The sequence below is a fragment of the Streptomyces sp. NWU339 genome, from assembly GCF_003143855.1.
Taxonomy (GTDB): Bacteria; Actinomycetota; Actinomycetes; order Streptomycetales; family Streptomycetaceae; genus Streptomyces.
This window is the reverse complement of record NZ_QFRK01000001.1, coordinates 20,079-44,918: the sequence shown is the minus strand read 5'-3', so window position 1 is coordinate 44,918 and position 24,840 is coordinate 20,079. Positions and strand designations below refer to the sequence as shown.

The following is a 24,840-nucleotide window of genomic DNA, read 5'->3' as shown; positions in this document are numbered from 1 at the left end:
GAGGCGGCAGGTCCCTGGCTTCCACGTCCCCACCGTCGCAGGGCGCCAGGGGACCCGCATCCCCAGCAGTTCGAGGAGCTTCGCTCGATGACCGACTCAGACGCACCACAGTATTTCGACCTGATCACCATGGGCCGCATCGGGGTCGACCTTTACCCACTGGAGACCGGCGTTCCGCTGACGAAGGTCGAAACGTTCGGAAAGTTCCTCGGCGGTTCGGCCGCGAACGTCGCGGTGGCCGCCGCCCGCCTCGGCCGTGCCACGGCGGTGGTCACCCGCACGGGAGAGGACCCCTTCGGCGCCTGTCTGCACGAGGCGCCCAAGGAGTTCGGCGTCGACGGCCTCCTCGCGCGGGCCGTGCCGCCGGGCGACGCGAGCCTGCCGAGCCAGTCCTGAACGGAGTCCTTCCCTTGAATCTCAGCATCTGTGACCTCACCGCGGTCCGGGCCCGGAATCCGGAGGCCGTCGCCGAGGCGGCGGCCCGCCGGGCGCGCCGTCCGCTGATCGGCGACAGCGGGCGGCTGATGATCGTGGCCGCCGACCACCCCGCGCGGGGCGCGCTCGGCATCGGCGACCGGCGGCTGGCCATGGCCGACCGCGCCGATCTGCTGGAACGTCTCTGCGTCGCCCTGTCCCGGCCCGGTGTCGACGGGGTGCTGGCCACCGCCGACGTCCTGGAGGACCTGCTGCTGCTCGGCGCGCTGGAGAACAAGGTCGTCATGGGGTCGATGAACCGCGGCGGGCTGGCCGGCTCGGCCTTCGAGATGGACGACCGCTTCACCGGCCACCGCCCCGAGGACATCGAGCGGTTCGGCTTCGACGCGGGCAAGCTGCTGGTCCGCATCGACTACGACGACCCGGGCTCCCTGACCACCCTGGAGTCCACCGCCCGCGCGATCGACGCCATGGCCGAACGCCGTCTCCCGGTGTTCGTGGAGCCGTTCATCTCGCGCCGGGTCGACGGCAGGGTCCGCAACGACCTGTCGGCCGAGGCCGTCATCCGGTCCATCACCATCGCCTCCGGCCTCGGCGGCACCTCCGCCTACACCTGGCTGAAACTCCCCGTCACCGAGAACGCCGACGACATGGCGGAGGTCCTGCGGAGCTCCACCCTGCCCGTCGTCCTGCTCGGCGGCGAGGTCGGCGACCAGGAAGCCGCGTACGAGCGGTGGGGCAAGGCGCTGAGACTGCCCTCCGTGCAGGGCATGGTCGTCGGCCGCTCGCTGCTCTACCCGGCGAGCGGCACCGTGGAGTCGGCGGTGGACACGGCCGTCGGCCTGTTGTGAGAAGCCCGTTCCGAGACGGAGGCATGCCATGACGTACCACCTTCCCGCGGGCAGGGCCCACACCGGCCCCTACGTCGTCGACGTGACCCCGAAGACCGCCGGCTGGGGGTATTCCAGCCTGCGCGTGCTGGAACTGCCGCCCGGCGGCAGCCACACCTTCGACACCGGCGACAGCGAGTGGATCGTGCTGCCGCTGAGCGGCGGCTGCACGGTCACCGCGGACGACGAGTTCGGCCACGACACCTTCGAACTCACCGGCCGCACCGGCGTGTTCGACGGCGTCACCGACTTCGCCTACGTGCCGCGCGACGCCCGCGCGAGCGTGACCTCCGCCGTCGGCGGCCGGTTCGCGCTCACCGGCGCCCGCTGCACCCGCCGCCTGCCCGCCCGTTACGGGCCGGCCTCGGACGTTCCCGTGGAGCTGCGCGGCACCGGGAACTGCTCCCGGCAGGTCAACAACTTCGGGGCGGCGGGCGTGTTCGAGTGCGACAAGCTGATCGCGGTGGAGGTCCTCACCCCGGGCGGCAACTGGTCGTCCTTCCCGCCGCACAAGCACGACGAGCACCGGCCGGGCGAGGAGTCCGTGCTGGAGGAGATCTACTACTTCGAGTTCGCCGGCCACGACGGCACCCCCGGCCTCGGCTACCAGCGGGTCTCCCCCTCCGGTCCGGGCCGGGAGACGGACGTGCTGGCGGAGGTGCGCGACGGCGACGTCGTCCTCATCCCGGACGGCTGGCACGGGCCGTCCATGGCCGTGCCCGGCCACCACATGTACTACCTCAACGTCATGGCCGGCCCGGAAGCCGAACGGGCCTGGCTGATCTGCGACCACCCCGACCACGCCTGGGTCCGTGACACCTGGCCGGACCAGCCGGTCGACCCCCGTCTCCCCCTCTACACCGCCCCGGAGAGGTCCGCATGAGCGCCGCCACCCGCCGACTGACCACCGCCCAGGCCCTGGTGCGGTTCCTGTCCGCCCAGTACACCGAGCGGGACGGCGTGCGCCGCCGGCTGATCGCGGGCACCTGGGGCATCTTCGGCCACGGCAACGTGGCGGGCGTCGGGCAGGCACTGGTCGAGTACGCCGACGTCATGCCGTACCACCAGGGCCGCAACGAGCAGGCCATGGTGCACGCGGCCGTCGCCCACGCCCGCCAGCTCAACCGGCTCTCGGCGCAGGCGGTGACGACGTCCATCGGCCCCGGCGCCACCAACCTGGTCACCGGCGCCGCCCTCGCCACCGTCAACCGGCTGCCGGTGCTGCTGCTGCCCGGCGACTACTTCGCCTCGCGCGCCGTCGACCCGCTGCTCCAGCAGCTGGAGCACCCGGTCGAGGCCGACGTCTCCGTCAACGACACCCTGCGCCCCGTCTCCCGCCACTTCGACCGGATCACCCGCCCCGAGGCGCTGATCGCCTCCGCCCTGAACGCGATGCGGGTGCTCGCCGACCCGGCCGAGACCGGCGCCGTCACCCTCGCACTGCCGCAGGACGTACAGGCCGAGGCGTACGACTGGCCGGAGGAGTTCTTCGCCGACCGCGTCTGGCCCGTACGGCGCCCGGCGCCCGACCCGGCCGAGCTGACGGCGGCCGTGGCAGCCGTACGGGCCGCCCGGCGCCCGCTGATCGTCGCGGGTGGCGGCATCCACCACAGCGAGGCCGAGACCGCGCTCAAGGCCCTCGTCGACGCCACCGGCATCCCGGTCGCCTCCACCCAGGCCGGCAAGGGCTCCCTGCGCCACGATCACCCGGCCGACCTGGGTGGCATCGGCCACACCGGCACCGCGGTGAGCGACGACCTCGCCCGCACCGCCGACCTGGTGATCGGCGTCGGCACCCGTTACACCGACTTCACCACCGCCTCCGGCACCCTCTTCCGCCACCCGGACGTCCGCTTCCTCAACCTCAACATCACCGGCTTCGACGCCCACAAGCTGGCGGCGCGCACTCTGGTCTGCGACGCGCGCACCGGTCTCGAGCAGCTGGCCGGGGCGCTGACCGGGCACCGCGTGGACGCGGCGTACGAGGCGGAGTACCGCGCCGGCAAGGAGCGCTGGGAGCAGGTCGTCGAGACGGCCTACCGCGCCGACGACGAGAACGCCGTACCGACCCAGACCCAGGTGCTCGGCGCGCTCGACGCGGTCGTGGGCGACACGGACGTGGTGATCAACGCTGCCGGTTCGCTTCCCGGCGACCTGCACAAGCTGTGGCGTGCGCGCAGCCCGCGCCAGTACCACCTGGAATACGGCTACTCCTGCATGGGCTACGAGATCCCGGCCGCCCTCGGCGTCCAGCAGGCCGCGCCCGGCACCCCGGTCTGGGCGCTGGTCGGCGACGGCACGTACCTGATGATGCCGACGGAGATCGTCACGGCCGTCCAGGAGCGGCTGCCCGTCAAGATGGTCCTGATCCAGAACCACGGATACGCCTCCATCGGAGGCCTGTCCGAGGAGACCGGCGGCGAACGCTTCGGCACCGCCTACCGCTACCGGGCCGAGGACGGCACCTTCACCGGCGCCCCGCTGCCCGTCGACCTCGCCGCGAACGCCGCCAGCCTGGGCATGGACGTGCTGCGCGCCAAGACGGTGCGGGAGCTGCGGGACGCCCTGGACCGGGCCCGTACCGCCGGCCGTCCGACGTGCGTGTACGTCGAGACGGACCCGGCCCCCACCGCTCCCCCGGCCGAGGCCTGGTGGGACGTGCCGGTGGCCGAGGTCTCCTCCCGCGAGGCCGCCCTCCGGGCCCGCGAACGGTACGACGCCCGGGTCGCCGAACGCCGCCGCCACCTCTGATCAGTTCCCGACCCCTACCGCGCCCTCGACAGGGAGGTACGCCCATGGCGAAGACCGGTGACCGGCCCCGTGCCGTGACCGAATCCGCGCTCAGCACAATGGACTTCGCCCTGGACCGGGGCAGCCCGGTGCCGCTGTACCACCAGCTCGCCCAGCAGCTGGAGGCGGCGATCGCACGCGGTGTCCTCGCCCCGGGCAACCTCCTGGGCAACGAGGTCGACCTCTCCGTACGCCTCGGTCTGTCCCGCCCCACCGTCCGCCAGGCCATCCAGTCCCTCGTCGACAAGGGGCTCCTGGTCCGGCGGCGCGGGGTGGGCACCCAGGTGGTGCACAGCCAGGTCAGACGGCCGCTGGAACTGAGCAGCCTCTACGACGACCTGGAGGCGGCGGGACAGGGTCCGACCACACAGGTCGTACGCCACGAGACGGTCCCGGCGCCCGCCGCGGCGGCCGCCGCGCTCGGCCTGGCCGAGGGCGGCGAGGTGGTCCTGCTGGAACGCCTGCGCCGCACCCACGGCCAGCCGGTCGCCCTGCTGTGCAACTACCTCCCGCCGGAGCTGCTGGACCTGGACGACGCCCGCCTGGAGTCGACCGGCCTGTACCGCATGATGCGCTCGGCCGGCATCACCCTGCACAGCGCCCGCCAGACCGTCGGCGCCCGCTCGGCCACGGCCTCGGAGGCCTCCCGCTTGGACGAGAAGGAGGGCGCCGCCCTGCTCACCATGCAGCGCACGGCCTACGACGACACGGGCCGCACGGTGGAGTACGCCACACACGTCTACCGCGCCTCGCGGTACTCCTTCGACTTCCAGCTCCTGGTCAGGTCCTGAGGCCCGCGCTGAAGGGCGTGACCGGGCGCTGGAGGCGCTCACCGTCCACGGTGAGGTCGACCGCCTCGTTGAAGAAGGCCAGCCGCCCCCTGATCGCGGCCACGGCGGGCAGCGGCTCGGAGTAGCTCCACACGATGTCCGGCGGTACGGCGCCCCCGCCGCGCCAGGACCAGTACCGGTCGGCCGTGCCCTTGTACGGGCAGTCGGTGCTGTGGTCCGTGGCCTCGAAGAGGTCCAGGCGGACGTCCTGGCGCGGCAGGTAGTACCGGGTCGGCAGGGAGGTCTCGAACAGCAGGACCGGGGACCGGGTGTCGGCGACGACCGTGCCGTCGATCCCGACCCGGACGTGGCGGCTGCTCGGCACGGCGTCCACCCGGGTGTGCGGGTCACGGGGATGGACGAAGATCTCCTCGTCCTCCTCGTACCAGTGGTCGAGTCCCGTGCCGGTGCGCCGGAACCACTCGAAGGCGAGGTGGCCGGCCAGGTCCTCCGCGGGGAACGTCCGGGCCGCGTTCGGGCGCACCCCGCCACCGGTCTCGAGGTCGTAGAAGACCGTCGAGCCGGTGTGCCTGCCCGTGGGCGGGTCCTGTGCGGGGCGGAGGAGGTCCGTGCGCACCTCCGCACGGGGGAAGGCGTACTGCGGGACGGGCAGCCGGGGCTCCCAGACGAGGAGCGGGTGGCGGCTGTCGACGACGGTGACATCGCCCGCGGTACCGCGCACCCAGCGCTCACTGGGCTCCCACAGCAGCCCTTCCGGGGTCGCCCGCATGGTGCGGGCAGCGGGGTGGGTGGTCATGGCCGGCGCTCCCTCCGGGTGTCCGGGTGTCCCTTCCACGGTCCCACCGACACACGCGGACGTCTCAGCGCGCCCCCTCCAGCCGGGCCCCCGAAGACACCCCGGGCAGCCCGGCCGCCGTCACGAGGACGCGGGCCCGCTCCGCCCGCCACACGGTGGTGCGTCGGGATTCAACGGGCGAACGGCCCGTCCAGCGCGGCCCATTGAAGCAGCATGATGGTCTTGGCGTCGTTGATCTCACCGGTGCGGATCATCTCCAGGGCCTGGCGGAAAGGCAGTTCGAGGATCTCGATGTCCTCGCCCTCCTCGCCCAGCCCTCCGCCCGCGTGGGTCCGGGTCGAGGCTCCGTAGGCGGCGGCGTAGAAGCTGACGCGTTCGGTGACCGAGCCGGGGCTCATGTAGACGTCGAAGACGTGCCGGACGGCTCCGATGGTGTGCCCGGTCTCCTCCACCACCTCACGGCGCACGGCGATCTCCGGGTGTTCCTCCTCGTCGTCGAGCAGACCACCCGGTGTCTCGATCAGCATGCCGTCGGGGTGGCCGTTGACGTACACCGGGAAACGGAACTGGCGGGTGAGCAGCACGGTTTCGCGTTCGGCGTCGTAGAGGAGCATCGTCGCGCCGTTGCCGCGGTCGTGCGTCTCGCGTTCCTGTGTGCTCCAGGTGCCGTCGGCGCGCTGGAAGTCGAAGGTCGTCGTGCGCTCGACGTACCAGTGGGTGGACAACAGCCTCACGTCCCGCACCTTCACCCGCGGGTTCCCGGTCAGGTCCCGTCCGGTCCGGTCGAGTCCGGTGCGGCCCCTGCGGTCGGGGCTGTCGACTCCGGCGGTCACCGCAGGGCCGCCGGGCGGGAGGGCACGTACGGGGAGAACACATGCAGAGTGGTCATGACCACTTCTATACAACAAGTCCGCGAAACGGATGTGGGACGGCGGAGCCCCGGTGGGTGAACCCACCGAGCCAGGGCTTCCCACCTGTCTACAGCTCTCTCCGCATCTCCTCACGCGGTGTCACCATGGTCAGGTGCTCCGCCGAAGAAGCTCCGCTACCGGCTCCTGCATGCCGCTGCCCGCATCACCCGCGGCGGTCGTCGTCCCCGCCTGCGCATCTGCGCGACCTGGCCCTGGCGAAACGAGCTGACCAGCACATTCGCCCTCCTGACGGCTCTCCCTCGCCCGGCTACCTGACAGCAAGGCTGTCCCTGCCCGCTCACGACCAAGGAACCCGGAGCACCCGGCCCGCGCGTCGGGTCCCACCCCATGCCAGCCCGACAGCCGAGCACCAAAATCACAGGTCCAGCACCGGCAGACGAGCTCAGTCGCACGAAGCGAAACGCTGAGGTCAGTAGTGAATGCCCGTCAGTACGGATGGTGGTTCGGCTTGTCCCGCCACGCCTGGTAGGCCTGGGCGCCCAGCTCGGGGTACATCTGCTTGAGACTGATGCTCCGCTGGTCCGGAGGTCGCTGGAAGTCCTCGTACTGGAAGTCGTCGCTGAACCCGATCTCCTCGGTGGCTTTCCAGTCACAGCTGTAGTAGACGGCTTCGATTCGTGCCCAGTAGATAGCGCTCATGCACATGGGACAGGGCGCGCCGCTGGTGTAGATCGAGCATCCCTGGAGCATGCGGGCACGCTCCGGCAAGATGTCCGGGGACCCGTCGGGACGGGGCACCAACTCCAGTGTGTACTCGTTCTGGTGCTCTTCCGAGACCGTGGGAGCATCCGGGTTCAGGTACTGAATGGCCTTGCGTATGGCTTCTACCTCGCCATGCGCGGTTGGGTCGGCCGTGAGCAGCACGCGGTTCTGACCGCGGGCGATCACCTCACCATCCTGGGTGATCACCGCGCCGAAAGGGCCTCCCCAGCCGCTCTCTACCGATTCGGTGGCCAATTGCGCCGCTTCGGCCAGGTACTCCCTGTGTCCCATCTCGGCGCCTCCGATCCCACGTTACTTTTGCGGCATATGAGGGTTTTATCTACGCTAGGAGGCGTGAGTCCTCGTGCAACTCCTGGCTCCCACGACGACAGCGCGACCGTCGTGATCTCACAGAAGGTCCGTCCGGGACGTGAAGACGAGTACCGGCGCTGGCAGGATCGAACCAACGAGGTCGCAGGCGAATTCGACGGGTTCGAGGGCACGGAGCAGTACCCTCCGCCCTCCGCCGAGGGAAACGAGTGGGTCGTTGTCTTCCGCTTCTCCCATCTGGATCAGCTGACCGCGTGGATGGGCTCCGATACGCGTCGCGAACTCCTCGAACAGGGACGCGACCTGTTCGAGGAGGCCCCCACGCAGGAAGTCCTCGCGGGCGGCACGCCGGTCCGTGACGCCGTCACCGCGGTGGTCTCGCACGACGTGCGGCCTGACCAGGAGCGGGCATTTGTGAGCTGGCAGGAAAAGATCCTGTCGGCTCAACGGAAGTTCCCGGGCTTCATGGGCTCGGAGTTGTTCCGACCCGTGAAGGGGGTCCAGGACAAGTGGGTCGCCGCCTTCCGTTTCGACACCCGTCACCATCTGGACAAGTGGCCCGAATCCACCACTCGTCGAAAGCTCCTCGACGAAGGGCGAGGCGCCTTCGTGTCCTACGACGTGCGCAAGGTCGGATCCGCGTTCGGCAGCTGGTTCCGCTTCGAGCAGGGTACGGAAGAGGGTGCTCCGCCCAACTGGAAGCAGGCCATGTCCGTGGTGCTGGCCCTCTATCCCACCGTCGAGATCCTCAACCTCGTGGTGAGTCCCCGGCTTGCCGCTCTTGGCCTGCCCGGATATCTCGCCTTGTTCATCTCGAACGTGTTGAGCGTGTGCATCCTGACATGGCTGCTGATGCCGTTGGTGAACAGAGCCCTCGCCTTCTGGCTGATGCCCGGCCAGGCGCGATCCCTCCGCATTGACGTGGCAGGTGCCGCAGTGGTGGCGATCTGCTGGCTGGCGTTCGTCGTGATCTTCGGCCTGACCACCGGCCGACAGCCGGCCCCGGGAGATGCTCACGACGAGGAGGTCGTCATGAGCGAACACAGTTGGCGCTCACGGATCGAGGGCGCGCTCCTCCGCAGGGGCGACGCGGGCTACGAGACCGCCCGGGCGCGCGCACTGTGGAACGAACTCAAGCCGGACCGGTACCCCGATGTGATCGTCCGAGCCACCTGCGAGCGGGACGTTCAGGAAGTCCTGAAGCTGGCCGTGTCCCGCGGACTGCGACTTGCCGTACGCGCAGGCGGACACAGCTGGTGCGGTTCACCGCTGCGGGACGGAGGCATACTCCTCGACCTCTCGGGGCTCAATCAGTGGAAGATCGATGCCGACTCGGCGACGGCGACCGTGCAGCCAGGTGTCATCGGCAGCAGATTCGCGAGGGAGCTCGCCCGGCGCGATCTCGCCTTCCCGGCAGGCCACTGCCCCTCCGTCGCTCTGGGCGGTTACCTCCTCAGCGGCGGCCTCGGCTGGAACTCCGGTCTGTGGGGAGTGGGCTGCGCGAGCGTACTGGAGATCACCGCTGTGACAGCCGACGGTGAAGTGCTCAGGTGCACCGAAGAAGAGCATCCCGGCCTGTTCTGGGCAGCACGGGGGGCCGGACCCGGCTTCTTCGCCGTCGTCACCAGCTTCCGTCTCCGTCTGCAGCCGCGCCCGACCGCACTCGCCACAACCTCCTACGTCTTTCCCCTTGCGGCAGTCGGCCCCGTAGCCGACTGGGCCACCGAGACGGCGCGTGAACTGCCTGCGAACGTGGAACTGTCCTTCCTGCTGGCCGGCGGGGACGCATCAGGCGTGACGGATGGGCCGTGGCCCAAGGTGGTCGTCGTCACCGCCACCGCGTTCGCGAACTCGCACACTGAAGCCGTCGGCGCCCTGCATCCGCTGCGGAGCTGCCCTCTCTCCGAACGACCGCTGTCCCGGCGACTCGATGAGCCGACATCCCTTGCCGTTCTCTATGACGCCTCAATGGACCTGTGGCCCGACAAGCACCGTTACGCGGCCGACACGCTGTGGTCGCACGAGGACTACGCTGTGCTCCTGGCGAAGCTGGGCGACGCGGTCGCCAAAGCCCCTTCCGGTGAGTCCTTCGTGCTGGCGCCCGTCTCACCGGTCTCGCAGGAGGACGAGTTGCTGCGGAACATGGCGTTCTCCGTGCTCGGAGAGAGCTACGTCGTGCCCTACGCCGTCTGGGCCGATCCCGCGCAGGATGACGTCAACGTGCACTGGCTACGCGACGCCATGCACGTGGTGGAGCCGTTCGGAACCGGTCATTACATCGCCGAAGCGGACCTGACCGCCGACCCGTCCCGTGCCAGGCGATCGTTCACAGCTGCCGATTGGGATCGCCTGCAATCCTTGCGGGCGGAGTACGACCCGCAGAGTCTCCTCTTCTCCTACCTTTCTGCCTGAGACGGTCTGGCGCCCTCTCGAGTTCCCCGTTGTTCCCCGCCGCTTCCCTTTCCATCGGGCACGCGAAGGGCACACGCTGCACCCGCACCGACCTCGACCACGATGCAGTGCCATCGTCCAGAGCAGACCGTGCCGGCCGGTCCGTGGGAACGAATCGGAGTTGATCGCTTCCCCGAAGCCCTCAGATCGGGAAGCGGCGGCTTTCTGGGGCCCGTCCGGACCATGAGCAATCCGGGGCGTTGTCACCGGATGCACGCCCTGCGGAGCCTCATGCCGTCGAGTCAGGGGCACACCCGCAGGCGTGGCCGCCGTTTTCGGTACGGACCGGTCCGGCCCGTCCCGCACCTGACGGCCCAGAGACAGCCCTCGGCCGATGAAAAGCCCCCTCCTGGCGGAGGAACCCCAGGTAGGGGGCCTATTCATGGGCCCTCACTTCTTCCTGCCCTGGCTCTAAGACCGTGTCCTATGTGGTGAGTCGGACGAGTCGCTTGTAGCAGCACAACGCGGCGGCCAGGCCGAGAAAGGCCAGGTAGTTGCGGGGGCGGCGTTCGTAGCGGTGGTTGAGCCGGCGGTAGCCGGTCAGCCAGGACATCGTGCGTTCGATGACCCATCTGCGCCGCCCCAACCGTTCGCTGGACTCGCCGCCCTTGCGGGCGATGCGCACGCCGATCCGCTTGCCGCGCAGCCCTTTCCGCAGAGGGGACGTCGTACGCCTTGTCGGCATGCAGGCGTTGGGGCTTGAAGTACCGGCCGCGGTGGGGGTCGTGTCTCGTCCGGTGACCGGCGATCATGGGTTTCAGCGCTTGGCCGTCGTGGGTGTTGGCGGCCGAGAGGCCGACGAGGAAGGGCAGTCCGTCCGCGTCCGACAGGACGTGCATCTTGGAACCCGACCTGCCCCGGTCCACGGGGCTCGGGCCAGTGAGTTCGCCCCCTTTTCAACCCTGACGTGGGCGGAGTCGAGGACGGCCCGGGACAGGTCGAGCAGTCCGGCGTCGTCCAGGCGGTGCAGGATCTCCTCGTGCAGCCGGCCCCACACGCCGGCCCGCGACCAGATCAGGAACCGGCGATGAGCCGTCGACTTCGAGATGCCGAAGCACGGTGGCAGGGCCCGCCAGGCGCAGCCGCTGACCAGGACGTAGATGATCGCGGCGAACAGCGTCTCATCGGGCGTGTCCTGCGTCCCGCCGCCCTGTGGCCGCACCCTGGACAGCGGGATCAGCGGCTTCGCGATCTCCGTTCGCGAACTGCGTCGTCGGTCTCTGGACTCTTCCACAGATCCGTCCAGTGTTCCGTACTCCCCGGAGAACAGCCGCACTTGCCCAATGAGCGGATAGCAACCATTGCCAACGCCGAACCACATCACGAGAAGGAGGCCGCAGCGTACCCTGCAGCTCCCCGCCATCACGTCGTCTCACCCGATAACCAAGCGCCCCTCCTGACCAACGCCTGGTATTCGACCAGTGACCTCGCCATACGGCGAAGCGAACATGGACCTCGCCCTGCGCGGCCTGGAGTTGAAAACGCTGGAGGCCTACCTCTCGGGGTGGCGGATGCGTGTTGTCCCCGCCCTGGGCCACCTCGCGGCACGGATGATCGCCAATGGCGTCGTCGACCGCACTGTGCAGAACTGGTTCGCCGACGAGCACAGCCGCTCCACGGTGAAGAACACCATTGCCGTCCTGGTCCGCCTCATGGAGCAAGCAGTCCGTGACGGCATCATCAAGGTCAACTCAGCCCGGGTGATCGGTTGGCAGGAACTCTACAAGCAGGCCGAGGACTAACTCCTCGACCCACGCGCGCTCGCCCTGCCCGACTGGGAGACTCTCATCGCGCTGGCCGACGCGCTCGTGGCCGCCTCCCACGACCAGTACCGCGGCTGGGGAGACGTGGTCACCAAGCTCGGCTACGAGCACCTGCGCCGTCACGACCTCCGGCACACCGGACTGACCTGGTTCGCCGACGCCGGAGTCCAAGTACACGTCCTACGCAGGATCGACGGCCACGGATCACTGACCACCACCCAGCGCTACCTGCACCCGGACGTACACAAGATCACCGCCGCCGGGGCGGCGCTCTCCGCCCACCTCAGCGTGCTGCGCGCACCGCGCTCGCTGCCGAAACCGCTCGTCGCGACCCGCTGATCTGAGGCAAGGACGCCGGTCCCCAACTGGTCCCCAAACAATGATCAAGGGCCGGTTTCGGAAACCTCCGAAACCGGCCCTGATCTGCGACTCTCACAAGTCGGGACGACAGGATTTGAACCTGCGACCCCTTGACCCCCAGTCAAGTGCGCTACCAAGCTGCGCCACGTCCCGGTGCGGTCACGTGCGGTGAAGCGCGTGATCACGTGGACAGCACTTTACCGCACACCGCGCCCGGCGCCGAAGCCAGGTCGGACGGGGGACAATCGGCGTATGGACAGCACGGACAGGACATCCCCGGACCGGACGGCCGTCGTGCGGGACCGGGACGGTGAGGGGCGGGCGCGCAACGCCCGGCCGCGGGACGGGCTGGGGCGGCCGCTGCCGTACGGCGCGGAGGGGGTGCCCCGGCAGCCCGAGGGGGTCGTCCGGCCGCCGGAGGAGAGCGTCGCCGAGGCACAGCGGCTGCTGGACGAGGGGAAGCCGTTCCACGCGCACGAGGTGTTCGAGGACGCCTGGAAGTCGGGGCCCGAGGAGGAGCGGGAGCTGTGGCGGGGGCTGGCCCAGCTCGCCGTGGGGCTCACCCACGCGGCACGCGGGAACGTCACCGGCGGGGCCCGGCTGTTGCGGCGCGGGGCGGGCGCGGCGGAGGAGTGGGCCGCGGGTGCCGGGTCCGCGCGTCCGCACGGGATCGACCTCGACGGTGTCGTCGCCTGGGCCCGGGAGCTGGCGGCGGAGGTGGAGCGGGGGGACGGCGCTCCGGTGGACGCGGGGGCGCGGGCGCCGCGGTTGCGGAAGCCCGCGTAGCGGGGCGGGTACCGGCCGGGGTGCGGTGCGTGCGCTGTCAGCGGCGTACGGCAGACTCGGGGCGTGCGAAAAATCCATGTCATCGGTATCGGCGCTGGCGATCCCGACCAGTTGACCTTGCAGGCGGTCAAGGCGCTGCGCGGGACGGACGTGTTCTTCATCCTCGACAAGGGCGAGGTGAAGGCGGACCTGACCGGGCTCCGCCGGGACATGCTCGACGCACACCTGCCGGAGCGGACGTACCGCGTCGTCGAGGCGCGCGACCCGGAGCGGGACCGGAGCGCCGGCGGCGCGGCCTACTCCCCCGCCGTCGGTGACTGGCGCAGCGCCCGCGCGGACATCTACGAGCGGCTGATCGCCGAGGAGTTGGGCGAGGGCGAGGTGGGCGCGTTCCTGGTGTGGGGGGACCCGTCGCTGTACGACAGCACACTGGGCATCCTCGAGGAGGTGCTGGCGCGGGGCGTGGTCGCCTTCGAGTACGACGTGGTGCCGGGGATCAGCAGTGTCTCGGCGCTCGTCGCCCGGCACCGCACGGGGCTCAACCGGGTCGCCCGCCCGGTCCAGATCACCACGGGCCGACGGCTCGCGGAGGGCTTCCCCGAGGGGGTGGACGACGTCGTCGTGATGCTGGACGCCCACCAGACCTTCCGGCAGTACGCCGACCAGGACGGTCAGGACGGTCAGGACGGTCAAAACATCGACATCTACTGGGGCGCCTACATAGGCACCCCGGACGAGATCCTCGTCTCCGGACCGCTCGCCGAGGCCGCTCCCCGGATCGAGCGGCTGCGCGCCGAGGCCCGCGAGCGCAAGGGCTGGATCATGGACACGTATCTGCTGCGGCGTAATCCCGGGGACGGCTGAGCCGTCCGCGGCCCGTCGCGTCAGAGGGGTCCCAGGCGTTCCAGGGCGCTCGTCACGTCGGGCACCGGGCTGACGCCCTCCGGCAGCGGTGGACGGCGTACGACCACGACCGGCAGGCCGAGTTCGCGGGCCGCCGTGAGTTTGGCGGACGTCGCCGCTCCCCCGCTGTCCTTGGTCACCAGTACGTCGATGCGGTGCTCGCGCAGCAGGGCCGTCTCGTCGGCCACGGTGAACGGCCCGCGGTCCAGCAGGACGCACGTGTGCGGCGGCACGGGCGGCTCGGGGGGCTCCACCGACCGGACGGTGAAGTGGAGCCGGGTCAGCCGGGCGAAGGCGGCGAGGCCCAGGCGGCCGGTGGTGAGGAAGACTCTCTGTCCGAGCCCGGGCAGTAGTTCGGCGGCGGCGTCCAGGGAGGGGACCGGGTGCCAGCGGTCGTCCGGTCCGGGCTGCCAGCCGGGGCGGCGCAGTACGACCAGGGGCACGCCGGTCGCGGTCGCGGCCCGTGCCGCGTTCGCCGTGATCCGCTCGGCGAACGGGTGCGTGGCGTCGACCAGGGCCGTCACGCCCTGGTCGCGGAGCCAGTCGGCCAGCCCTCGCTCCCCGCCGAAGCCTCCGACGCGCATCCCGCCCGCGACCGCTGCGGGCCGTGCCACCCGTCCGGCGAGCGAAGTGGTCACCCGTACTCCGGGGCGGGCGGTCAGCTCAGCGGCGAGTTCGCGTGCCTCGGTGGTACCGCCGAGGACCAGGACGTGTGCGGACATGACGCCGAGCGTACGAGTCCGGCGCCGGAGGGGACGGGCCGGGACCTGATGGGGGCGTCGGAGGGGCGCCCGAGGGGCAGGCCCGTGGATGTCGGCAACACCCGTGCCCCCTTACGTCCTACGATGACGCCGGCGACTGGAGGAGTCATGGCCGTGGACTTGAGCAGGCGGGCCTACCGGGTCCAGCGGTGGTCCGCGCGGGTGGCGCTGGCCGCGGCCACGCTCGCGGTGCTGTTCCCGCTCCTCTACGGAGGTCTGCGGGGACTGGCGCTGCTGCTCTGCGGCGTGGCCGGCCTCGCCGTGAGCGCCGCGGCCCTGTGGTGGACGCTGACCCTGCGGGGCCCGCTGCGCTGGGTTGCCGGGCTGGTGGTGCTGTGTGTGCCCGCGGCTGTCGTCGCGCTGTTCGCCGTCACCCTGTTCTGGGCGCTGCCGCTGTCACTGGTCCTGTGGGGGCTGGCCGTGTGGAGCGGCCGGTACGCGCTGCGGGGGACGGGCAGCGAGCGGCTGCGGGACCGGCAGGGGGAGCGGCGGACACCGCCGCCGCGGCGGCCGGTGCTCATCATGAATCCCCGTTCGGGCGGCGGCAAGGTGGGTCGGTTCGGCCTGCGGGAGAAGGCGGAACGCCTGGGTGCCCGGGTCGTCCTGCTCGATCCGGAGGTGCAGAACGACGTGACCGCTCTGGCCCGGGAGGCCGTCGCGGACGGCGCCGATCTGCTGGGTGCCGCCGGGGGTGACGGCACGCAGGCGCTGGTCGCGGCCGTGGCAGCCGAGCACGGCATCCCGTTCCTGGTCATCAGCGCCGGAACGCGCAACCACTTCGCCCTGGACCTGGGTCTGGACCGCGGTGATCCTGCCGCCTGCCTGGACGCGCTCACCGACGGGGTGGAGCTGCGCGTCGATCTCGGTTTCGCCGGTGACCAGCCCTTCGTGAACAACGCGTCCTTCGGCGCGTACGCGTCGATCGTGCAGAGCCCGGCCTACCGGGACGACAAGATCGGCACCAGTCTGGAGCTGCTGCCCGACCTGCTCACCGGGCAGCAGGGTCCCCGGCTGGTCGTCCGCGTCGGCGACACGACGCTCGACGCCCCGCAGGCGGTGCTGGTCAGCAACAACCCCTACCGCACCGACGATCCCTTCGGCCTGGGCCGGCGGGATCGGCTCGATTCGGGCGTACTCGGTGTCCTCGGCGTCAAGGTGGAGGGCGCGGTGGACGCCGCCGCGCTGCTGCTGGACCCCGCGCCGAGCGGGCTCACCATCATGACCGCCTCCGAGGTGGTCATCGAGGGGGACCGCGCGGAGGTAGAAGCCGGGGTCGACGGGGAGGCCCTGGTGCTGCCGGCGCCCGTCCGCTGCCGCATCGCACCCGGCGCGCTCCGGGTCCGCGTCCCCCGCAAGCGGCCCGGCGTCGCGCCGGTGCCACCGCGCCTGGACTGGCGGCGGCTGCGCAAACTGGCGGCGACGGTCGGGCGCACGGCGGCCCCCAGCCGGTTCCGGCACGGGGACTTCCCGCAGACGGAGGGCAGGGAGCCCTTTCTCGGCTCGCGGTAGGTCCGGCGCCCGCCGCACCCCGGCTCCCGGCTCCCGGCTCCCGGCTCCCGGCTCCCGGCTCCCGGCTCCCGGCTCAGTGCAGCAGCAGTTGCACGCCGCCCACCACCGTCGCCGCGATCACCAGCCGCTCGAAGAGCAACTGGTTGATCCGGCTCACGGCCCATTTGCCGAGGAACGCGCCGGGCACGACGAACAGGACGAGCGCCGCGTCGAGCAGCAGCGATTCCGCGTTGATCAGTCCGAGGCCCACACTGAACGGCACCTTGGACGTGTTGACGATCAGGAAGAAGAAGGCCGACGTCCCCAGGAAGCCCAGCTTCCGGAAGCCCGCGGAGAGCAGGTACAGGGACATCACCGGCCCGCCCGCGTTGGCGACCATGGTGGTGAAACCGCCGAGGACGCCGTACGAGCGCGCCTTGAGCTTGCCGGCCCGGGAGGTGACCGCGTCGGGTTCGTTCCCGGCGCCGTCCCCCTTCGCGGCTCTCTCCGCGGCTCGTCGCCGCCACACCGTCACCCCGGCCATCAGCAGCAGGATCGCCCCGATCGACGTCCGGACGGCCTCGTCGTCCGCCCACATCAGGAAGACGGTGCCGACCACGACGCCCGCGGCAACCGCCGGGAACAGCCGCCACAGCGTGGGCCAGTGGGCGTGCCGCCGGTAGGTGAGGACGGCGAGCACGTCCCCGGCGATCAGGATGGGCAGCAGTACGCCGGTGGAGGCGCGGGCGGGCAGCATCGCCGCGAAGATGGCGAGGCTGACCGTGTTGGCCCCGCTCACGGCGGTCTTGGAGAAGCCCACGAGCAGGGCCGCGAAGGCGAGGGCGGCGAATTGCCAGCCGTTGAGGTCCCAGAGTGTCATCGTGTTCATTGCGGGGACCGATGCTATGTCCCCTGGTGATCGCGGTCAGCATCGTCTCGCCTGATGGCCCTGCCACCCCGTCCGCCGAACCGCGCGCACCGCGGAGGTCGTCGTGTTTGTGCCGGAGTTCCCGGGGCACCTGCGGGACGGACGAGAAGGACAAGGACAAGGAAGGAGCCTCCCACCCCATGACCGTTGTGCGGAGCACGCTGCCCGACGAGGACCGCCGAATCGCCTGCGAGGCGCTCCAGAGCACCCTGGTGGATCTCCTCGGCCTCTCCCTGATCGGCAAGCAGGCGCACTGGAACGTCGTGGGTCCGCGGTTCCGTTCGGTCCACCTCCAGCTGGACGAGGTGGTCTCGGCCGCGCGCACCGGCGCCGACACGGTCGCGGAGCGCTCCGCGACGCTCGGCGTGCCGCCGGACGGCCGTCCGGAGACCGTCGCCAAGGTCTTCTCACTGCCCGTCCCCGAAGAGGGCTGGCTGCGGGACGAGGACGCCGTGCGGGTCATGACGGAGGCGCTGGGGACCGCGATCGTGCGGCTGCGCGAGCGCGTCGACGCCACCGAGAAGGCGGACCCGGTCACCCAGGACCTGCTGATCTCCGTCACCGCCGAACTGGAGAAACTGCGCTGGATGTTCGAGGCGGAGAACACCCCCTTCGGCTCCTGACGGACGCACGCGGCGCCCCCGGCGCCCCTGCTGCTGGCTCCCCCGCCCTCTCTCGCTCCCACTCCCCTGTCCCGCTCTCCCATTCCCGGGACAGGGTGATCACCGCGCGGCACAATGACCGCGACGGCCGGGTCCGGCCGGAGGAGCGAGAGAGGGCGAGAGACGTGGGTGAGAGCCACACCCCGCCGAGGGTCCCGGCGCGGCTGGACACCTCTGTCGCGCACAACGCGCGCGTGTGGAACCACTGGATCGGCGGCGAGGACAACTACGAGGTCGACCGACGGGTCGGCGACCAGGTCGCCTCGATCATCCCGGTCATCCGGGACATCGCCCGCGCGGACCGGGAGTTCCTGGGCCGGGCCGTCACGTATCTGGCCGGTGAGCGCGGGGTGCGGCAGTTCCTCGACGTCGGCACCGGGCTGCCGACCGCGGACAACACCCACGAGATCGCGCAGCGGATCGCTCCGGACTCCCGGATCGTCTACGTCGACAACGACCCGACCGTGCTGGTCCACGCCCGGGCCCTGCTCACCGGCGGCCACGACGGCGCGACCGCCTACCTCGACGCCGATGTGCGCGACCCGGACGCCATCCTCGAACGGGCCGCCGCCACACTCGACTTCGACCGTCCGGTCGCGGTGATGATGCTGGGCATCCTCAACTTCGTCCTCGACACCGGCGAGGCCCGTGAGATCGCACGGCGGATCGTGGCAGCCGTCCCCTCCGGCAGTTTCCTCGTGCTCACCCACCCCACCTCCGACGCCGAGGTGGGCGGCGAGAACCAGGTCCCCGCGATGGAGTTCTGGAACGAGAACGCCACTCCCCCGATCACCGCCCGCAGTGCCGAGGACATCGCCGCGTTCTTCGAGGGGCTGAACCTGGTCGAGCCCGGCCTGGTGTCCTGCTCGCGGTGGCGTGCCGGGGCGGACGCCGCGGTCGTCGTACCGCAGTACGGCGCGGTGGCCGTGAAACCCTGACGCCGTGACACCCTGACGCGACCGTCGACCCGATCCGGCCGAGCCCCTTGAGGAGGAAACACCGCCGCGGAGCGGCCGGCACCCCCGTAAGTCCGAACCGTTGAAAGTATGATCAAGCGATGTCTGACACGACCGAAACCACGCCGGGTTGGCTGTCCTCCGACGAACTGGAGATGACACGGGCCCGCATGCCGATCCTGTACGTCGAGGCCGTCCCCGTCCGTGTCGACGACAGCGGCGAAGTCACCAGCGTCGGCCTGCTGTTGCGCATAGGACCCGACGGCACGGTCAGCCGGACGCTGGTCTCCGGCCGGGTGCTGCACCACGAGCGGGTCCGCGACGCACTGCTGCGCCACCTGGAGAAGGACCTCGGCCCGGTGGCGCTGCCCCGGATCCCGGCGTCGCTCCAGCCGTTCACGGTCGCGGAGTACTTCCCCACACACGGCGTCACGCCGTACCACGACCCGCGTCAGCACGCGGTGTCCCTCGCCTACATCGTGCCGGTGACGGGTGACTGCCGGCCCCGGCAGGACGCCCTCGACCTGGTGTGGTTCAGCCCGCAGGAGGCCCTGTCGGAGGCCGTGCAGAGCGAGATGCCGGGCGGGCACGGGGTGCTGCTGAAGCAGGCGCTGGCCCACGCGGGCTGCGTGGGCTGACCCGGCGGGAACGGCGCGAGCGGGGTCAGGGGGCGTCCGTGCTCTCCGGGTGGGTGAGGTTCGCCCCGGTCGAGGGGTCGAAGACATGCGCCTTGCCCATGTCGACCCGGAGTTCCACGGGCGCTCCCTCACGGGCGCGGGTGGCGGCGTTCAGCCGGGCCACGATCTGCTGCGCGGCCCCCGCGCCGGTGTCGCGCAGGCCGGAGTCGGTGGCGAGTTCCTCCAGTTCGGTGGTCGTCACCGGTCCGCCCTCGGCGCCGAAGTAGACGTACACGTCGGAACCGAGCGACTCCAGCACGTCCACGGTGGCCGTGAGGACGGGGCCGCCCGGCTCGCGGGCCAGGGCCGCGTCCTCGAAGGCCTCGGGACGCAGCCCGACGATGACGTCGCGCGGCGCGTTCCGCCGTTCCAGCGCCTGGCGCGTACGGTCGTCGAGCGGCAGGTCGCCCAGCGGTGAGCGCAGCACACCCGCCTCCAGGGCGGCGCCGACGAAGTTCATCGCCGGGGATCCGATGAAGCCCGCGACGAAGAGGTTGCACGGCAGGTCGTAGAGCTGCGCGGGCGTGCCGATCTGCTGGACCACGCCCTGCCGCATGACCACGACCCGGTCGCCGAGGGTCATCGCCTCGGTCTGGTCATGGGTGACGTAGACGGTGGTGGTGCCCAGGCGGCGCTGCAGCCGGGAGATCTGGGTGCGCATCTGCACCCGCAGCTTGGCGTCCAGGTTGGACAGCGGCTCGTCCATCAGGAACGCCTTGGGGTCGCGGACGATGGCCCGCCCCATCGCCACCCGCTGACGCTGGCCGCCGGAGAGGTTGGCGGGCTTGCGGTCCAGGAACTCGCTCAGGTCGAGGACCCGCGCGGCCTCCTCGACCTTGCCGGCGATGACGGCCTTGTCCACCTTCGCCAGGCGCAGCGGGAAGCCCATGTTCTCGCGCACGCTCATGTGCGGGTACAGGGCGTAGCTCTGGAACACCATGGCGACGTCGCGCTCCTTGGGCGCGAGGTCGTTGACGACCTTGCCGCCGATGCGCAGGGTGCCCTCGGTGATGTCCTCCAGTCCGGCGATCATGTTCAGGGTGGTGGACTTGCCGCATCCGGACGGGCCGACCAGGATCACGAACTCGCCGTCGGCGATGGCGAGGTCCACGTCCTTCACGGCGACGGATCCGTCGGGAAAACGCTTGGTGACGCCCTCGAGGACGATCTCGGCCATGGGTGGTGCCTCCTTGCCTTCGTGACGGGCCTTCGTGACAAACATTTATGACGGGCCTTCAGGCGGCCGGGTCCGGGTGCGGTCCGGTCACCCCTTGACCGCCCCGGAGGTCAGTCCGGCCACGATCCGCCGCTGGAAGAACAGGACGAAGACGATGATGGGGATGGTGATCACCACGGCGGCGGCGGCGATCGACCCGGTGGGCTGCTGGAACTGGGAGCTGCCGGTGAAGAACGCGATCGCGGCGGGCACCGTCCGCGCGGACTCGGTGGAGGTCAGCGAGATCGCGAACAGGAAGTCGTTCCAGCAGAAGATGAACACCAGGATGGCGGTGGTGAACACGCCCGGCGCGGCCAGCGGCACGATGACCAGCCGGAACGCCTGCGCGGGCGTGGCGCCGTCCACCTTGGCGGCCTTCTCCAGGTCCCACGGGATCTCCCGGAAGAACGCCGACAGGGTGTAGATCGCCAGCGGCAGCGAGAAGGTCATGTACGGGATGATGAGCCCGATCCAGGTGTCGAAGATCCCGATGGCCCGCTCGATCTCGAACAGCGGCGAGACCAGGGAGATCGGCGGGAACATGGCGATCAGCAGCGACATTCCGATGAGCAGCTGCTTGCCGGGGAACCGCAGCCGGGCCACGGCGTAGGCGGCCATGGTGCCCAGGACCACCGCGATCACCGTGGCGATCAGCGCGATGCCGATCGAGTTGATCAGTGCCCGGGTGAACTGGGAGGTCTCGAAGATGCCCCGGTAGTTCTCCCAGGTCCAGTCCCGGGGGATGTAGTAGCCGTCGGAGAGGGTGGCGGGGTCCTTGAACGACAACGCGGCGATCCACCACACCGGAAACAGGGCGTACAGCACCACGACGACGTTGACGACGCCCCAGCGGGTCGCGTGCGTCCTGCCCGCTGCGGCCATCAGCGCTTCACCTCCGCGCCGGGTGCGGCGGCGCCGAACAGCTTGACGAAGGTGAAGGCGATGATCCCGACGCAGAGGAAGATCAGGACCGAGATCGCCGACCCGATGCCCAGGTTCAGCGCGGTGAACAGGTTGTCGTAGCCGAGGATCGACAGGGAGCCGGTACCGTGTGCGCCCGAGGTCAGGACGTAGATGTTGTCGAAGATCCGGAAGGCGTCCAGCGTGCGGAAGAGCAGCGCCACCAGGATGGCCGGTTTCATCAGCGGCACCATGACCTTGGTGAACCGCTGCCAGGATGTGGCGCCGTCCACCATGGCCGCCCTCAGAGTCTCCTCGGGGACCAGGGCCAGGCCGGCGAGCAGCAGCAGCGCCATGAACGGGGTGGTCTTCCACACCTCGGCGAGGATGATCAGCCACAGCGCGGGCCACTGTTCGGTCAGCGGGGCCTCGCCGCTGGGCAGCAGTCCGGCGAGATAGCCCAGTTCGGGGGTCCAGGCGTACTGCCAGGAGAAGGCGGCGACCACCGTGACGATGCCGTACGGGACGAGGACCGCGGTGCGGACCGTGCCGCGCCAGAAGACCGTGCGGTGCATCACCAGGGCGAGCCCCATGCCGAGAACGAGTTCGACGGCCACGGACACGGCGGTGATGAACAGCGTGACCCAGAACGCGTCCCACCAGAACGGGGAGGACAGCACGGCCCCGTAGTTGCTCAGGCCGACGAACTCGGCCTGAGCCGGGAAGCGCAGGTCGTAGCGCTGGAGGGACAGATAGACGGCGTATCCGATGGGGTAGGCGGTCACGGCGGTCATGACGATGACGGCCGGTGCGCACAGCAGCCAGCCGAGGCGCCGTTCCTGCTTGGCACCGGCCGAGAGGGCAGCCCTGTCCTTCCCGCCCTGGGGCGGCGTCGTCCCGTCGGGCGGCCGGGCACCGGCCGGGTCGGCCATCGTGCTCATCCGGTGTCGCCCCGGAAGGACGCCCGCGCACCGGCGGGGTGCGGCAGGTGGTGGTTCACGGGATCACGCCCTCGGATCGCAGGGCATCGTCGATCTGCTCCCTGATGGTCTCGACCGAGCTTTCCGGCTTGACGGCGGACGGCGGGGACAGTGTGTGGGAGACGGCGATCGACACGTTCTGGTAGGCGGGAGTGACCGGCCGGACGCTCGCCGACTCCAGAGCGGCCAGCACATCCTGGGAGAAGGGGTACTGCTTCATCAACGTCGGCTCGTCGTACAGGGAGCGCAGAGTGGGTGGCAGTCCGCCCTCGAGCGCGGCGGTGAGCTGGTTCTCGTGGTCGCGCAGGCACAGGGCCGCCTCGAAGGCCAGGTCGGGGTGGCGGGAGTAGGCGCTGACGGCCAGGTCGATGCCACCGATGGTGGGGCGGGCGGGGCGGGCGGCGTCGATGCGTGGGTAGGGCGCCCAGCGGAAGCTCTTGAACAGCTGCGGGTTGTTCGCCTTCATCGACGGATAGACGAACGGGTAGTTGATCTCGAGCGCCGCCGCCCCCGACTCCATGGCGAGACGGTTCTGGTCCTCCATCTGGTTGGGCAGGGAGGGATCCGCGGCCGGGGAGCGGGCGAAGTCCCGCATGAGGGCGGCGGCCCGCACGGCCGGCGCGCCGAGCGACGGCGCGGTGGCGCTCGGGTTGAGGATGGAGCCGCCCGCGCTGTTGACCAGGGTGTTGAACCAGACGGTCAGCCCCTCGTACTGGGCGCCCTGGATCTCCACGTAGTGCGGTTTGCCCTGCCGGGCCAGGTCGCGGGACATCGTCAGCATCTCGGACCAGGTCGTGGGCGGGGTGGGCACCAGGTCCTCGCGGTACCACAGGAGCTGGGTGTTGGTGTTGTACGGGACGGCGTAGAGCCTGCCCTTCCAGGTGGCGGTCCGCAGGGGGACACGCAGGGTGTCCTCGGTGGCCCGCCGTTTCGTCTCGCCCGTCCACTCCCGGATCCAGCGGGCCTCGGCGAACTCCGCGGGCCAGGTCACGTCCAGGCCCAGGATGTCGAGGGAGTCGTCCTGGGCGGCGAGCCGGCGCACCATCTGCTGGCGCTGGCCGTCGGCGCCTCGTGGCAGCTTGTTGTAGCTGATCCGGTAGCGGCCGCCCGATGCCCGACCGCACCGGTCGGCGGCCTTCTGCAGGGCGCCGGAGTCGTCGGGGAAGTTGTACCAGTTGAGCGTGGTCGGGCCGGAACCCTCCTGTTCACCGCCACAGGCGGCGAGCGTGGACGCCATCAGCGTCAGCGCGACCAGCACCCGCGGCCGCGGCCGTCGCGTTCGTCGGGGGTGTCGGGGGTGTCGCCCCTCGCCGGGGTTTCCCGGGTCCGGTCGGCCCCCGCACATCGCGCGCACGCGCTCCACACCTCGCTTCCGGGACGGCGGCGCGGGCGTCGGGCCCCGCGGCGGTGCTTACCCGGCGAACATTAAGCAGCACACAGAGCGACATCAAGGACATCTACGGGCGAATCGACCGCGGAGCGCGTCAGACGGCTCGCCAGACGTTGTCGAAGGCCGCGTCCTCGATGTCCCGCCGCTGCCGTACGGCCCCCAGTTCCATGACGGCGTCGTTGACGGTGGCCAGGACGGTCACGACCTGATCGTCGGCGAGCTCGGCGACCAGGTCCTCGGCCGGCTGCTCCCCGATCCCCGCGGCGGCGGCGAGGCCGGCCAGCACCGGTTCACGCGACGCCCAGCGGTCGGCCGCCCGGCTCCGGGCCGGCGAATCGGCCGGCACCGGCGGATCCGTCCGGAAGGAGATCCGGCGGGCGTGCGGCCGGGTGACCAGCCCTTCCGACTCCAGGGCGGCAAGATGGGCGGCGGCCAGACCGCGGCCCCGGCGCCACAACCAGTCCTCGACGGATTCGTAGGGCGTCTGCCGTACGAGTGACGAGGCGGCCTCGCCCATCAGTCCCTCACCGTCGGCGGGCGGCAGCCCGGGGACCACGCGGTGCTCGTCCAGGGTGACGGCCTCGGCGTCCATGAGGTCGATCAGCTCCGCTCCCGCGAGCGCGAGCGACAGCTCACCCTGCGCCACCGGAGGGGTGGAGGGGGTGTCGAGGGCGACGATCATCAGGTCCCGTGCCGTGGTCATGAGCGACTCCCTGTCAGTGGCTCCCCGTCAAAGGGGTGGCGGCACACCCCACAGACGACACATCGTACGACCACCACATCGGGGGACGACGAAAAGCCGCCTTCCCATCCATGAGAAGGCGGCTTCCGACCTGCTACAAGCTGGTCGGGACGACAGGATTTGAACCTGCGACCCCTTGACCCCCAGTCAAGTGCGCTACCAAGCTGCGCCACGTCCCGATGCCCGTCTGACCTGGGGATTCCCCGGGATC

Annotated in this window: 24 protein-coding genes, 2 tRNA genes and 3 pseudogenes; 15 read left to right on the top strand and 14 right to left on the bottom strand. The window is 70.6% G+C overall.

Annotation, left to right across the window (positions count from 1 at the left end; genetic code table 11):
- Nucleotides 1-87: 87 nt before the first annotated feature.
- The 5 genes and pseudogenes from DIZ27_RS00240 to DIZ27_RS00220 all read left to right on the top strand — a co-directional run.
- Nucleotides 88-339: pseudogene (locus tag DIZ27_RS00240) on the top strand (PfkB family carbohydrate kinase); the annotation flags it as partial.
- Between the two features lie 71 nt (nt 340-410).
- Entirely contained in the window at nt 411-1,286 is an 876-nt protein-coding gene (locus DIZ27_RS00235) for a deoxyribose-phosphate aldolase (RefSeq protein WP_109376212.1), read from the top strand.
- A gap of 28 nt (nt 1,287-1,314) precedes the next feature.
- Complete coding sequence (iolB, locus tag DIZ27_RS00230; RefSeq protein WP_109376211.1) at nt 1,315-2,208, top strand: 5-deoxy-glucuronate isomerase; 894 nt, start codon at nt 1,315-1,317, stop codon at nt 2,206-2,208.
- The gene (gene iolD, locus DIZ27_RS00225; RefSeq protein ID WP_109376210.1) at nt 2,205-4,076 is read left to right on the top strand and encodes a 3D-(3,5/4)-trihydroxycyclohexane-1,2-dione acylhydrolase (decyclizing); all 1,872 of its coding nucleotides are present in this window, start codon (nt 2,205-2,207) and stop codon (nt 4,074-4,076) included. Before iolB ends, iolD begins: the two co-directional genes overlap by 4 nt.
- Nucleotides 4,077-4,120: 44 nt before the next feature.
- Nucleotides 4,121-4,906 carry a GntR family transcriptional regulator gene (locus tag DIZ27_RS00220; RefSeq protein WP_109376209.1) on the top strand — a complete coding sequence of 262 codons (786 nt, stop codon included), beginning with the start codon at nt 4,121-4,123 and terminating at the stop codon, nt 4,904-4,906.
- Here the strand turns inward: DIZ27_RS00220 and DIZ27_RS00215 are convergent.
- Nucleotides 4,896-5,702: a DUF427 domain-containing protein gene (locus tag DIZ27_RS00215; protein WP_109376208.1), complete on the bottom strand. Its 807-nt coding sequence runs from the start codon at nt 5,700-5,702 to the stop codon at nt 4,896-4,898. The two genes, DIZ27_RS00220 and DIZ27_RS00215, sit on opposite strands and share 11 nt — an antisense overlap.
- A gap of 170 nt (nt 5,703-5,872) precedes the next feature.
- On the bottom strand, nt 5,873-6,535 hold the full coding sequence (locus DIZ27_RS00210; protein ID WP_109376207.1) for an NUDIX domain-containing protein: 663 nt from the start codon (nt 6,533-6,535) through the stop codon (nt 5,873-5,875).
- Nucleotides 6,536-6,727: 192 nt separating this feature from the next.
- On the opposite strand from DIZ27_RS00210, the pseudogene DIZ27_RS00205 reads away from it, so the two are divergent.
- A pseudogene (locus tag DIZ27_RS00205) lies at nt 6,728-6,889 on the top strand (IS1380 family transposase); the annotation flags it as partial.
- Nucleotides 6,890-7,060: 171 nt separating this feature from the next.
- On the opposite strand, the gene DIZ27_RS00200 reads toward DIZ27_RS00205, so the two are convergent.
- On the bottom strand, nt 7,061-7,627 hold the full coding sequence (locus DIZ27_RS00200; protein ID WP_109376206.1) for a nucleoside deaminase: 567 nt from the start codon (nt 7,625-7,627) through the stop codon (nt 7,061-7,063).
- Here DIZ27_RS00200 and DIZ27_RS46700 point away from each other — a divergent pair.
- Nucleotides 7,619-10,078, top strand: coding sequence for an FAD-binding protein (locus tag DIZ27_RS46700; RefSeq protein WP_258308159.1), 2,460 nt, complete (start codon nt 7,619-7,621; stop codon nt 10,076-10,078). The genes DIZ27_RS00200 and DIZ27_RS46700 overlap by 9 nt on opposite strands.
- 463 nt (nt 10,079-10,541) lie before the next feature.
- On the opposite strand, the pseudogene DIZ27_RS48635 reads toward DIZ27_RS46700, so the two are convergent.
- Both DIZ27_RS48635 and DIZ27_RS48630 read right to left on the bottom strand, forming a co-directional pair.
- Nucleotides 10,542-10,956: pseudogene (locus tag DIZ27_RS48635) on the bottom strand (transposase).
- Entirely contained in the window at nt 10,875-11,351 is a 477-nt protein-coding gene (locus tag DIZ27_RS48630; RefSeq protein WP_375231917.1) for a transposase, read from the bottom strand. Before DIZ27_RS48630 ends, DIZ27_RS48635 begins: the two are co-directional and overlap by 82 nt.
- A 187-nt stretch (nt 11,352-11,538) precedes the next feature.
- Between DIZ27_RS48630 and DIZ27_RS46695 the strand changes: the two genes are divergently transcribed.
- Both DIZ27_RS46695 and DIZ27_RS46690 read left to right on the top strand, forming a co-directional pair.
- A complete protein-coding gene (locus DIZ27_RS46695) occupies nt 11,539-11,859 on the top strand; it encodes a hypothetical protein (RefSeq protein ID WP_258308158.1) in 321 nt (106 codons plus the stop codon).
- A gap of 66 nt (nt 11,860-11,925) precedes the next feature.
- Nucleotides 11,926-12,219: a tyrosine-type recombinase/integrase gene (locus DIZ27_RS46690; protein ID WP_258308157.1), complete on the top strand. Its 294-nt coding sequence runs from the start codon at nt 11,926-11,928 to the stop codon at nt 12,217-12,219.
- A 100-nt stretch (nt 12,220-12,319) separates the two neighbouring features.
- Here DIZ27_RS46690 and DIZ27_RS00175 read toward each other — a convergent pair.
- Nucleotides 12,320-12,393 (bottom strand) — tRNA-Pro (locus tag DIZ27_RS00175).
- Nucleotides 12,394-12,492: 99 nt separating this feature from the next.
- Between DIZ27_RS00175 and DIZ27_RS00170 the strand changes: the two genes are divergently transcribed.
- Complete coding sequence (locus DIZ27_RS00170; protein WP_109376205.1) at nt 12,493-13,026, top strand: DUF309 domain-containing protein; 534 nt, start codon at nt 12,493-12,495, stop codon at nt 13,024-13,026.
- A 63-nt stretch (nt 13,027-13,089) separates the two neighbouring features.
- Entirely contained in the window at nt 13,090-13,890 is an 801-nt protein-coding gene (gene cobF, locus DIZ27_RS00165) for a precorrin-6A synthase (deacetylating) (protein WP_109376204.1), read from the top strand.
- A gap of 20 nt (nt 13,891-13,910) precedes the next feature.
- Here the strand turns inward: cobF and DIZ27_RS00160 are convergent, their stop codons facing one another.
- A complete protein-coding gene (locus DIZ27_RS00160; RefSeq protein ID WP_109376203.1) occupies nt 13,911-14,651 on the bottom strand; it encodes a cobalt-precorrin-6A reductase in 741 nt (246 codons plus the stop codon).
- A gap of 147 nt (nt 14,652-14,798) precedes the next feature.
- On the opposite strand from DIZ27_RS00160, the gene DIZ27_RS00155 reads away from it, so the two are divergent.
- Entirely contained in the window at nt 14,799-16,199 is a 1,401-nt protein-coding gene (locus tag DIZ27_RS00155; protein ID WP_109376202.1) for a diacylglycerol kinase family protein, read from the top strand.
- A gap of 73 nt (nt 16,200-16,272) precedes the next feature.
- Here DIZ27_RS00155 and DIZ27_RS00150 read toward each other — a convergent pair whose 3' ends face one another.
- Nucleotides 16,273-17,067 (bottom strand): sulfite exporter TauE/SafE family protein, encoded by a 795-nt coding sequence (locus DIZ27_RS00150; protein WP_109376201.1) that lies wholly within the window; start codon nt 17,065-17,067, stop codon nt 16,273-16,275.
- 179 nt (nt 17,068-17,246) lie between these two features.
- Here DIZ27_RS00150 and DIZ27_RS00145 point away from each other — a divergent pair, with 179 nt between their 5' ends.
- The 3 genes from DIZ27_RS00145 to DIZ27_RS00135 all read left to right on the top strand — a co-directional run bounded on the left by DIZ27_RS00145 (nt 17,247) and on the right by DIZ27_RS00135 (nt 19,362).
- Complete coding sequence (locus DIZ27_RS00145; protein WP_109376200.1) at nt 17,247-17,729, top strand: Dps family protein; 483 nt, start codon at nt 17,247-17,249, stop codon at nt 17,727-17,729.
- 164 nt (nt 17,730-17,893) lie between these two features.
- Nucleotides 17,894-18,706 carry an SAM-dependent methyltransferase gene (locus DIZ27_RS00140; RefSeq protein WP_109376199.1) on the top strand — a complete coding sequence of 271 codons (813 nt, stop codon included), beginning with the start codon at nt 17,894-17,896 and terminating at the stop codon, nt 18,704-18,706.
- A gap of 119 nt (nt 18,707-18,825) precedes the next feature.
- Nucleotides 18,826-19,362, top strand: coding sequence for an NUDIX hydrolase family protein (locus DIZ27_RS00135; RefSeq protein WP_109376198.1), 537 nt, complete (start codon nt 18,826-18,828; stop codon nt 19,360-19,362).
- Between the two features lie 25 nt (nt 19,363-19,387).
- On the opposite strand, the gene DIZ27_RS00130 is transcribed toward DIZ27_RS00135, so the two are convergent.
- The 6 genes from DIZ27_RS00130 to DIZ27_RS00105 all read right to left on the bottom strand — a co-directional run bounded on the left by DIZ27_RS00130 (nt 19,388) and on the right by DIZ27_RS00105 (nt 24,808).
- A complete protein-coding gene (locus DIZ27_RS00130; RefSeq protein ID WP_109376197.1) occupies nt 19,388-20,578 on the bottom strand; it encodes an ABC transporter ATP-binding protein in 1,191 nt (396 codons plus the stop codon).
- An 87-nt stretch (nt 20,579-20,665) separates the two neighbouring features.
- Nucleotides 20,666-21,499: a carbohydrate ABC transporter permease gene (locus DIZ27_RS00125; protein WP_109376196.1), complete on the bottom strand. Its 834-nt coding sequence runs from the start codon at nt 21,497-21,499 to the stop codon at nt 20,666-20,668.
- Nucleotides 21,499-22,458 carry a carbohydrate ABC transporter permease gene (locus DIZ27_RS00120; RefSeq protein ID WP_109376195.1) on the bottom strand — a complete coding sequence of 320 codons (960 nt, stop codon included), beginning with the start codon at nt 22,456-22,458 and terminating at the stop codon, nt 21,499-21,501. Before DIZ27_RS00120 ends, DIZ27_RS00125 begins: the two co-directional genes overlap by 1 nt.
- Before the next feature lie 55 nt (nt 22,459-22,513).
- The gene (locus DIZ27_RS00115) at nt 22,514-23,734 is read right to left on the bottom strand and encodes an ABC transporter substrate-binding protein (RefSeq protein WP_109376635.1); all 1,221 of its coding nucleotides are present in this window, start codon (nt 23,732-23,734) and stop codon (nt 22,514-22,516) included.
- A gap of 247 nt (nt 23,735-23,981) precedes the next feature.
- Nucleotides 23,982-24,590, bottom strand: coding sequence for a GPP34 family phosphoprotein (locus DIZ27_RS00110; RefSeq protein WP_109376194.1), 609 nt, complete (start codon nt 24,588-24,590; stop codon nt 23,982-23,984).
- Nucleotides 24,591-24,731: 141 nt separating this feature from the next.
- Nucleotides 24,732-24,808 (bottom strand) — tRNA-Pro (locus tag DIZ27_RS00105).
- Nucleotides 24,809-24,840 lie beyond the last annotated feature (32 nt).

Excerpts from the sequence above, each read along its gene's own strand:
- iolB (WP_109376211.1), top strand. The coding sequence starts at position 1,315 with ATGACGTACCACCTTCCCGCGGGCAGGGCCCACACCGGCCCCTACGTC.
- iolD (WP_109376210.1), top strand. The coding sequence starts at position 2,205 with ATGAGCGCCGCCACCCGCCGACTGACCACCGCCCAGGCCCTGGTGCGG.
- DIZ27_RS00220 (WP_109376209.1), top strand. The coding sequence starts at position 4,121 with ATGGCGAAGACCGGTGACCGGCCCCGTGCCGTGACCGAATCCGCGCTC.
- DIZ27_RS00215 (WP_109376208.1), bottom strand. The coding sequence starts at position 5,702 with ATGACCACCCACCCCGCTGCCCGCACCATGCGGGCGACCCCGGAAGGG.
- DIZ27_RS00200 (WP_109376206.1), bottom strand. The coding sequence starts at position 7,627 with ATGGGACACAGGGAGTACCTGGCCGAAGCGGCGCAATTGGCCACCGAA.
- DIZ27_RS00170 (WP_109376205.1), top strand. The coding sequence starts at position 12,493 with ATGGACAGCACGGACAGGACATCCCCGGACCGGACGGCCGTCGTGCGG.
- DIZ27_RS00160 (WP_109376203.1), bottom strand. The coding sequence starts at position 14,651 with ATGTCCGCACACGTCCTGGTCCTCGGCGGTACCACCGAGGCACGCGAA.
- DIZ27_RS00155 (WP_109376202.1), top strand. The coding sequence starts at position 14,799 with ATGGCCGTGGACTTGAGCAGGCGGGCCTACCGGGTCCAGCGGTGGTCC.
- DIZ27_RS00150 (WP_109376201.1), bottom strand. The coding sequence starts at position 17,067 with ATGAACACGATGACACTCTGGGACCTCAACGGCTGGCAATTCGCCGCC.
- DIZ27_RS00145 (WP_109376200.1), top strand. The coding sequence starts at position 17,247 with ATGACCGTTGTGCGGAGCACGCTGCCCGACGAGGACCGCCGAATCGCC.
- DIZ27_RS00135 (WP_109376198.1), top strand. The coding sequence starts at position 18,826 with ATGTCTGACACGACCGAAACCACGCCGGGTTGGCTGTCCTCCGACGAA.
- DIZ27_RS00130 (WP_109376197.1), bottom strand. The coding sequence starts at position 20,578 with ATGGCCGAGATCGTCCTCGAGGGCGTCACCAAGCGTTTTCCCGACGGA.
- DIZ27_RS00125 (WP_109376196.1), bottom strand. The coding sequence starts at position 21,499 with ATGGCCGCAGCGGGCAGGACGCACGCGACCCGCTGGGGCGTCGTCAAC.
- DIZ27_RS00120 (WP_109376195.1), bottom strand. The coding sequence starts at position 22,458 with ATGAGCACGATGGCCGACCCGGCCGGTGCCCGGCCGCCCGACGGGACG.
- DIZ27_RS00115 (WP_109376635.1), bottom strand. The coding sequence starts at position 23,734 with ATGGCGTCCACGCTCGCCGCCTGTGGCGGTGAACAGGAGGGTTCCGGC.
- DIZ27_RS00110 (WP_109376194.1), bottom strand. The coding sequence starts at position 24,590 with ATGACCACGGCACGGGACCTGATGATCGTCGCCCTCGACACCCCCTCC.